Source organism: Mycobacterium sp. (assembly GCF_049280035.1).
Lineage (GTDB): Bacteria > Actinomycetota > Actinomycetes > Mycobacteriales > Mycobacteriaceae > Mycobacterium.
In genome coordinates this window covers 1-7,405 of the sequence record NZ_JBAPPI010000620.1, presented here as the reverse complement: position 1 = coordinate 7,405, position 7,405 = coordinate 1, and the positions used below count along the sequence as shown (strand labels likewise).

The following is a 7,405-nucleotide window of genomic DNA, read 5'->3' as shown; positions in this document are numbered from 1 at the left end:
TGCCTGGACACCCACGATCGCGGTGAGCTGTATTGCATGCCGCAGCTCGAAGCCAAGATCGGCTGGAACATCAAACGCTTGGTCCCTGGCACGTACACCCGTGGAATGGGCCTGGTATCCCGGCACGCCCCGCTCTGACAGCACCAATCCGAAGGAGGATCGGCGTGAGTATCGATATGCAGACAATGCTGACCAAGATCAAGGATCGCCAGTGGGCGCTTGCCGATATCGATTGGGCGGCACCCGGCGCCGAGACCATCGACGACGAATTCCGACCTAAGTTGAAAGCGTTTATGGCCGACCTCTGTTGGATCGAGAATATCGGCGCCCGTGGATTTTCGGCGTTGGCCAAGAAGGCGCCCGACCCGACGCTGGCGGAGATCTACCGATACTTCCACGCCGAAGAGCAACGCCATGCCAATGCGGAGCTGGCGCTGATGAAGCGCTGGGGCATGCTCGACGACGGCGAAATGCCCGAACCGAACGTCAACATCCGGCTGGCCATGCAATGGCTCGACGCCTACGCCGACGGGATGTCGCTGGCGATCCTGGGCACCGTCATCCCGATGCTCGAGGTCGCACTCGATGGCGCGCTGCTGAAGTTCCTGCTCGACGAGGTCGAGGATCCGGTCTGCCACCAAGTCTTCGAAAAGATCAACAATGATGAATCACGGCACCTTGCAGTCGATTTCGAAGTGCTCAACATGATCGGCCACGCCAAGGCCCGGAAGCTCGCGATCGACTTCGTTGGCAACGTGGCCTCACCGGGGCTGATCATCGGCGCGTTGATGTATCTGCCGCTGCTCAACCGGGTGCGCAACGAGCTTGACGACATGGGCATGGAGCCCGAGCGGCTCTACAACGCGGTCAAACGGTTCAAGCAGCTCGGCGAGCGAGGCGAACACACCTGGCGAGTGCCCACCTATCAAATCCTCAGACTACATTCCGCGATGGTGGTGAACCCGCGCCACCCGTATCACCTGCTGGCCAATTCCATGGTGTGGCTGTCGGATCGCTATCCCAGGCCACTGCTACGACCTACGCCCAGCTGGTTCAAAGAACTGACCCACGAGCCCGCGGCGTGATCATGGCGAACACACATACCTATGCGACGCTGATCGTCGGGGCCGGCTTCAGCGGGCTCGGCGCTGCGATCAAACTAGGCAAAGCCGGCCTCAACAGGGCGGGCGACATCGTCATCCTGGAACGCAGCGACCAGGTGGGTGGAACCTGGCGTGACACCAGCTATCCGGGTGCCAGCTGTGACATCCCGTCGCTGCTGTACTCGTTTTCGTTCGCCAAAAACCCGGGCTGGTCGCGGACCTACTCGCCGGCCGACGAAATCCGCGAACACCTCGAGGACATGACCACCCGATTCGATATCGGCCGCCACATTCGGTTCGGCCAAGAGGTAACCGGGTTGTCGTTCGACGACGAGGCCGGCGTGTGGACCGCAACCACGGCCGCCGGCAAGCGCTTTCGGGCCCGGACCGTCGTGCTGGCATCCGGGCCACTACCCGACTCCAGCTTCCCCGACATCCGCGGCATCGATACCTACCGCGGGCACAAGATCCACAGTGCCCGGTGGGACCACGACTATGACTTCGCCGGCAAGCGGGTCGCGGTCATCGGCACTGGCGCCAGCGCCATCCAGATCATTCCCGAACTGGTCAAACAAGCCGAGTTCGTCAAGGTTTTTCAACGTACCCCGGGTTGGGTGCTGCCGCGCTGGGACGTCGCCACTCCACCCGCTGTGCAATCGGTGTTCACTAAAGCCCCTGCGGTTCAACACCTTGCGCGTCAAGCATTGTTTTGGGGGCATGAGGCCAGTGCCACCGCCCTGGTGTGGAACACCCCGTTGACCTCGCTGGTGGCCCGGCTGGGCCGCTTACACCTGCACCGCCAGGTCAAAGACCCGTGGCTGCGCCGCCAGCTGACTCCCGACTTCACCCCGGGCTGCAAACGCATGCTGGTCTCAAGCGACTACTACCCCGCCCTGCAACGCAACAACTGCAAGCTCATCGACTGGCGGATAGCGACATTGAGCCCGGTCGGCATCCGGACCAGCGACGGCATCGAGCACCATCTGGACTGCATCGTGTTCGCCACCGGTTACGACGTGCATTTGACCGGACCGCCGTTCGCAGTCACCGGGCTCGGCGGGCGCATGCTGAGCGACGAATGGGCCGGCGGTGCACAGGCTTACAAGAGCGCCAGCGCGCACGGGTATCCGAACCTGTTCTTCATGACCGGTCCCAACTCCGGGCCGGGCCATAATTCGCTGCTGGTCTATATCGAGGGCCAGCTCGACTACGTCGTGCGGGGTGTCACCACCATCCTCGACAACGACTTGCGGTACCTCGACGTTCGTCAAGGCGTCCAACGCCGCTACAACGAGCGCATTCAGCGGCGGCTCACCAAGACGACATGGATGTCGGGTTGTAGTAGTTGGTATCTGACCAAGGACGGTTTCAACGCCTCGATGTACCCCGGAACCGCGACGCAGTACCTTCGACAGATGCGGGACTTCCGGTTCGCCGACTACGACGCGGTCGCTCACACCGCCGATACTCGCCTCAGCTCATACGCCTGAACGATGCCACCCGACCGAGCGACCCGAGCAGAGACCGGCACCATCGCCGGCGTCCTGGCCAACCTGCGGCGCGCGCCCAAGCGCGTTCGGCGGCAGTCGCGGGAGGTCATCGAAAACGCGGTGTCGCAGCTTTTCGACGCGGCGGTCCGCCACCCACACAGTGCGCCGCTATCCGGGGAATACCGCATCGACGACTTGGCCCGGCTGGCCGGTACCACTACCCGCAACATTCGTGTCTACCGCGACCGCGGGCTGTTACCGCCACCGTTGCGGGTCGGGCGGATTGCGCTGTTCAACGACACTCATCTGACCCGGCTGCGGCTGATTACCTCGATGCTGGACCGCGGATACACCATTGCCCACGTCCGAGAGATGCTCAGCGCCTGGGAAGAAGGTAAAAATCTCGGCGACGTTCTCGGCCTGGAATCCGCAATCGTGGGAACCTGGACCACCGAGAAGTCGCAGACCGTGCCGCTGGCCGAGGCGCAGCGACTCATCAACGACGCCAAGGCATTCGATCGACTGGTGGGCCTGCAAGTCATTCGCGTCGACGGCGCCGACGCCACCATCACCCGTCCCAAACTCATCGACGCGTTCAACGAGATCCGCGGCTACGGCGTGAGCATGGAAAAACTCGTCGACCTGCACGAGAACATCGTCCCGCTGGTCGACCAGATCAGCGAGATGCTGGTGCGCGCCGGCGCCGAACACGTCGCCGACCGGATCAAACCGCGGGAAGCCCTACCCGCCGACACCGAAATCGCCGAGTTGATCACCATGCTGGTCCGGTTTCGTAGCCAAGCCGTCGCATCCGTGACCGCCACCCTGGCGTCGTCTATCGAATCGACCATCGAGTCGCTGGTGAGCCGTATTCTGGCCGACTATCTGGAGCGCTCGCCGGACGCCGAAGTCGGCTAAAGCGCTGGCGCACCTACTAGCGGGCAACCAGATGCGGTGCCAGCGTGGCCAGCTTCTCGCAGGTCTCCTCGAATTCCCGGTCGGGATCCGAGGCCGCGATGATGCCGGCTCCGGCCCGCAGCCAGGTTCGCCCGTCCCGTTCGTAGGCGCTCCGTAGGGTTAGCGCCGGGTCGAGCCCGCCGTCAGCGGAAACATCACTACTGCGGTCCGCATGCCTGGTCACCCGCACTTTTAGTAGGCCTGACTTTAACCGCGGGCCGCCGCGGCGGATGCGGCTTGAGCACCGGCTGAGCTGCGAACTCGACCAGCTGGCGGCAACCAGGCTTCGCGGTGTCCGTCGCCGCCCGGCGCAGCCTGTGATTGGTTGTCATTGCACGTTTTCGAACCGTTCACGTCGCAGTCCCACAATGGATCTGATCCGTGAGCGGATCGACCGTACGATCGCAGGCCAGGCCGCACTCTGACGAGAGGACAGCATCGTGTTCATCATCCGGCTCCTTGACGGAGAAGAGGTCCACGCACTGGACGGCGACAAGCTCACCATCAATCAAGAAACTGGCGTGCTCACCGTTTCCCGCGTCGATGGGTTCGAGGAAGTCACGACGCACTATTCGCCATCGGCGTGGGCATCGGTAACGCACCGGATCAAGGAGCCCGTGGTGCGGCCGCCACTGGTTGGTTCCAAGAAGTAACGAGAAATAGCTCTCAACGAATAAACGAATAAACGGGTCGATCCGCGACAGCGGATTATTTGGCGACTCTATATTTGCGAATTGCGACGCTGCGGCCGGAGTTCCCAGCACTTTCGCAGCATCTTCCCAGCTCAAATGTGGGAGTGGCCACTTTATGAAGTAGCGCTCCGGGATTAGGCTCTGAAACTCGTGGCCCCATCGCGGCGGTCACGAATTTCGAGCAAGCCGCGCACATCAAGGGAGACTTACAATGCTCCTGGAGTTCTGGGAGAACTTCCGACACAACCTCTTCAAGCCGTTGTTGTTATTTTTCTACCTCGGCTTTTTTATCCCGATTCTCAAGGTGCAATTCGAGTTTCCCTATGTGATCTATCAGGGCGTGACGATGTACCTGTTGCTGGCCATCGGCTGGAAGGGCGGTGAAGAGCTCGCCACGATCCATGTAGGGAGCATCGGCAGCATCGTAGGATTCATCGTCCTGGGATTCCTGCTGAACTTCCTGATAGGTTTTCTCGCCTATGTGCTGCTGACCCGCATGACGAAGATGCGGCGGATCGACAGGGCCACGGTCGCCGGCTATTACGGCTCGGACTCGGCAGGCACGTTCGCAACCTGCATCGGCGTCCTTACGACCGTGGGGATGGCCTTCAACGGTTTCATGTCGGTGATGTTGGCTGTCATGGAAATGCCTGGCTGCCTGGTGGCGCTGTATTTCGCGGCGCGGCTGCGGCACAAGGGGATGGACGCGTTGGGGAACATGCCGGGCGAGCCCGGCTACAAGCCGGTGGCTAACGTGGGGCCCGGTGCGGCCAGCCGGCCGGCACCGGGGAAGCAGCTCGATAGCGAACACGAGCTGGCGATCGAGCAGGAGACGGAGATAGCCCTGGAACTGCGGAAGCATCCCGGTGACAGCGTCGATTCGGATGACGCAAAGTCGGGCGCTCGCACAGTCAAGCTGCTCAGGGAAGTCTTGCTCAACCCAGGGCTCTATCTGCTCTTCGGTGGCATCGTCATCGGCCTCATCAGTCGGTTGCAGGGAGTGAAGGTCGTGCACGACAATGACAAGGTCTTTGTGGCGGCCTTCCAGGGCGTGCTGTGTCTGTTCTTGCTCGAAATGGGGATGACTGCCGCTCGCCGATTGAAGGACCTGAAGAGCGCAGGCCCCGGTTTCATCGCCTTCGGCCTGCTGGCGCCCAACCTGTTCGCCACTATCGGGCTCATCGTCGCTCATGCCTACGCTCATTTCACCCATGCCCATTTCGAGCCGGGCACTTACATCCTGTTCGCCGTACTCTGCGGCGCGGCGTCGTACATCGCTGTGCCCGCGGTTCAGCGGCTGGCGATCCCCGAGGCGAGCCCCACCCTGCCGCTGGCCGCATCGCTGGGTTTGACGTTCTCGTACAACGTCACGATCGGGATCCCGGTCTACATCGAGATCTCGCACATCATCACACAGTGGCTCCCGCTCACCTGACGCGAGACTTGTTCAGCAGCAGGTGAATTCGACCGGCAGCGCCGCCGGGGAGCGAAACGCCATGCCGGCGACATGCGGCGTGGGGGCGCTCGGGTCCAACCGCAGATCCGGCAGCCGGTCCAGTAGCGCGTTGATCGCGACCGCCGCCTCCATCCGCGCCAGATGCATGCCCAGACAGAGATGCGGGCCGCCGCCGAACGTCAGGTGGGCGATGTTCTTGCGGGTGGGATCGAAGCGATCCGGGTCCGGGTAGCGCTTCGGGTCCCGGTTGGCGGCAGCGACGCTGACGCTGACATTTGTTCCGGCCGGGATAGCGACGCCGCCGAGCTCGCAATCGCGCGCCGCCACCCGCATCACCGTGGTGATCGGCGGCTCCCACCGCAACGCCTCCTCGAAGGCGCCGTGCAGCATGCCGCGATCGGCTCGCAACGCGTCGAGCTGGTCCGGCTCGGTGAGCAAGGCGACCAGCAGGTTGCCCGAAGCGCGGTAGGTCGTCTCCACTCCGGCCGGCAAGATCAGCAGCAAGAACGCGAAGATCTCGTGATCGGTGAGTCGCGTCCCGTCGATCTCAGACTGCGACAGCATGGTGATCAGGTCGTCCTGCGGATGACGCCGACGCTCGGCGAGGATCTCGTTGAAGTACGCCTTGAGCGTCGCCGATGCGGCAATCCCGCAGTCCCAGTTGTAGACCACGTTGAGCAACTCAATCGAAAGCCGTTGGAAGCGCGGGTAATCCTGCCGCGGTAGACCCATGATCCGCGCGATGACCTGTACCGGGAACGCGAAGGTGAAGTCGCGGGCCAACTCGGCCCGCCCGCGCGGCGCGAAGCCGTCGATGAGTTCGTGGACCACCACCTCCACCAACTCGCTGCGCCAGCGGTCCAGCAACGCGGCACGGAACGACGGGGACACCAGCGCCCGATTGGCCCGGTGGTCGGCGCCCTCGAGTTCGAGCAGGGTACGGCCCATCACCGGGCCCATGATCGTGTCGTAGATCGACGAGGAGAACGTGTCGGGGTGCGTGAGCACCGTCTGGCATTCGTCGTATCCGAGCACGGTCACCCCGGCGGAGCCCAGTGTCTCGCTCGAGGTTTCGGTAAACGGGCTGCCGACCACCACCCGGTTCCGCGACCGCGCCTCGCGCAGCCGCTCGTGCACGTTTTCGACCTGCATCAGCAGCCCGCCCTGCAGTTCGGCCGGGTCGAATTCTCCGACGGCGGGGTTCACGAGGCCTGCACCGTCTGAGTGTTGCGGCCGGACCGCAGCACGGTGCCGGGCAGCGCCCCGGTGGCGACGCCGTCGCGACACACCTCGACACCGCCAACCAGCACCGAAGAGATGCCGCGGGCGTCGGCGACCAACCGCGGTGCGCCCGCGGGCAGGTCGTAACGGGTGCGCTCCGGCCCGTGGTCGACGGTGGCCGGATCGAACAACACCAAGTCGGCGTGCCAGCCCGGCGTGATCCGGCCCCGCTCGGCCAGCCCGTAAAGCCGGGCTGGCACATCGGTGACCAGCCGGACCGCTTCCTCGAGCGTCACCACCTGGTGCTCGCGGACTCCGTGGCCAAGCAGCGACGTGGTGTAGATCGCGCCGCACATCATGTCGAGGTGCGCGCCGGCGTCCGAACCGCCGATGACGGCATGCGGCGAGCGCCACACCTCGGCGCGCAGCCGCCAGTCGGCGGCGTCGTCGCCGAACGGCGCCGGCGTCAGCCCGGTGCGCAGCTCG

The 7,405-nt window shown here is 63.8% G+C and carries 7 protein-coding genes and 2 pseudogenes; 6 read left to right on the top strand and 3 right to left on the bottom strand.

Annotated features, from left to right (window positions below):
- The 4 genes and pseudogenes from WAN71_RS19925 to WAN71_RS19910 form a co-directional block, all read left to right on the top strand.
- Window positions 1–138, top strand: a pseudogene (locus tag WAN71_RS19925) (short-chain dehydrogenase); the annotation flags it as partial.
- Window positions 139–164: 26 nt separating this feature from the next.
- Window positions 165–1,085 (top strand): ferritin-like domain-containing protein, encoded by a 921-nt coding sequence (locus WAN71_RS19920; RefSeq protein ID WP_422226978.1) that lies wholly within the window; start codon window positions 165–167, stop codon window positions 1,083–1,085.
- The gene (locus WAN71_RS19915; RefSeq protein ID WP_422226977.1) at window positions 1,082–2,593 is read left to right on the top strand and encodes a flavin-containing monooxygenase; all 1,512 of its coding nucleotides are present in this window, start codon (window positions 1,082–1,084) and stop codon (window positions 2,591–2,593) included. The genes WAN71_RS19920 and WAN71_RS19915 overlap by 4 nt, the downstream gene beginning before the upstream one ends.
- 3 nt (window positions 2,594–2,596) lie before the next feature.
- On the top strand, window positions 2,597–3,511 hold the full coding sequence (locus WAN71_RS19910) for a MerR family transcriptional regulator (RefSeq protein ID WP_422226976.1): 915 nt from the start codon (window positions 2,597–2,599) through the stop codon (window positions 3,509–3,511).
- Between the two features lie 16 nt (window positions 3,512–3,527).
- On the opposite strand, the pseudogene WAN71_RS19905 reads toward WAN71_RS19910, so the two are convergent.
- Window positions 3,528–3,704, bottom strand: a pseudogene (locus WAN71_RS19905) (chorismate-binding protein); the annotation flags it as partial.
- A gap of 286 nt (window positions 3,705–3,990) precedes the next feature.
- Between WAN71_RS19905 and WAN71_RS19900 the strand changes: the two are divergent.
- Window positions 3,991–4,203 (top strand): hypothetical protein, encoded by a 213-nt coding sequence (locus WAN71_RS19900; RefSeq protein WP_422226975.1) that lies wholly within the window; start codon window positions 3,991–3,993, stop codon window positions 4,201–4,203.
- A gap of 250 nt (window positions 4,204–4,453) precedes the next feature.
- Window positions 4,454–5,677, top strand: a complete 1,224-nt coding sequence (locus WAN71_RS19895; RefSeq protein ID WP_422226974.1) for a sodium-dependent bicarbonate transport family permease — start codon at window positions 4,454–4,456, stop codon at window positions 5,675–5,677.
- Between the two features lie 12 nt (window positions 5,678–5,689).
- Here WAN71_RS19895 and WAN71_RS19890 read toward each other — a convergent pair whose 3' ends face one another.
- Window positions 5,690–6,904, bottom strand: coding sequence for a cytochrome P450 (locus WAN71_RS19890; RefSeq protein ID WP_422226973.1), 1,215 nt, complete (start codon window positions 6,902–6,904; stop codon window positions 5,690–5,692).
- The coding region (locus WAN71_RS19885) for an amidohydrolase family protein (protein ID WP_422226972.1) at window positions 6,901–7,405 on the bottom strand (505 nt) is incomplete at its 5' end. The genes WAN71_RS19885 and WAN71_RS19890, both read right to left, overlap by 4 nt.

What these genes read in the sequence shown, in the direction of transcription:
- WAN71_RS19910 (WP_422226976.1), top strand. Translation starts at nt 2,597, where the DNA reads ATGCCACCCGACCGAGCGACCCGAGCAGAGACCGGCACCATCGCCGGC.
- WAN71_RS19895 (WP_422226974.1), top strand. Translation starts at nt 4,454, where the DNA reads ATGCTCCTGGAGTTCTGGGAGAACTTCCGACACAACCTCTTCAAGCCG.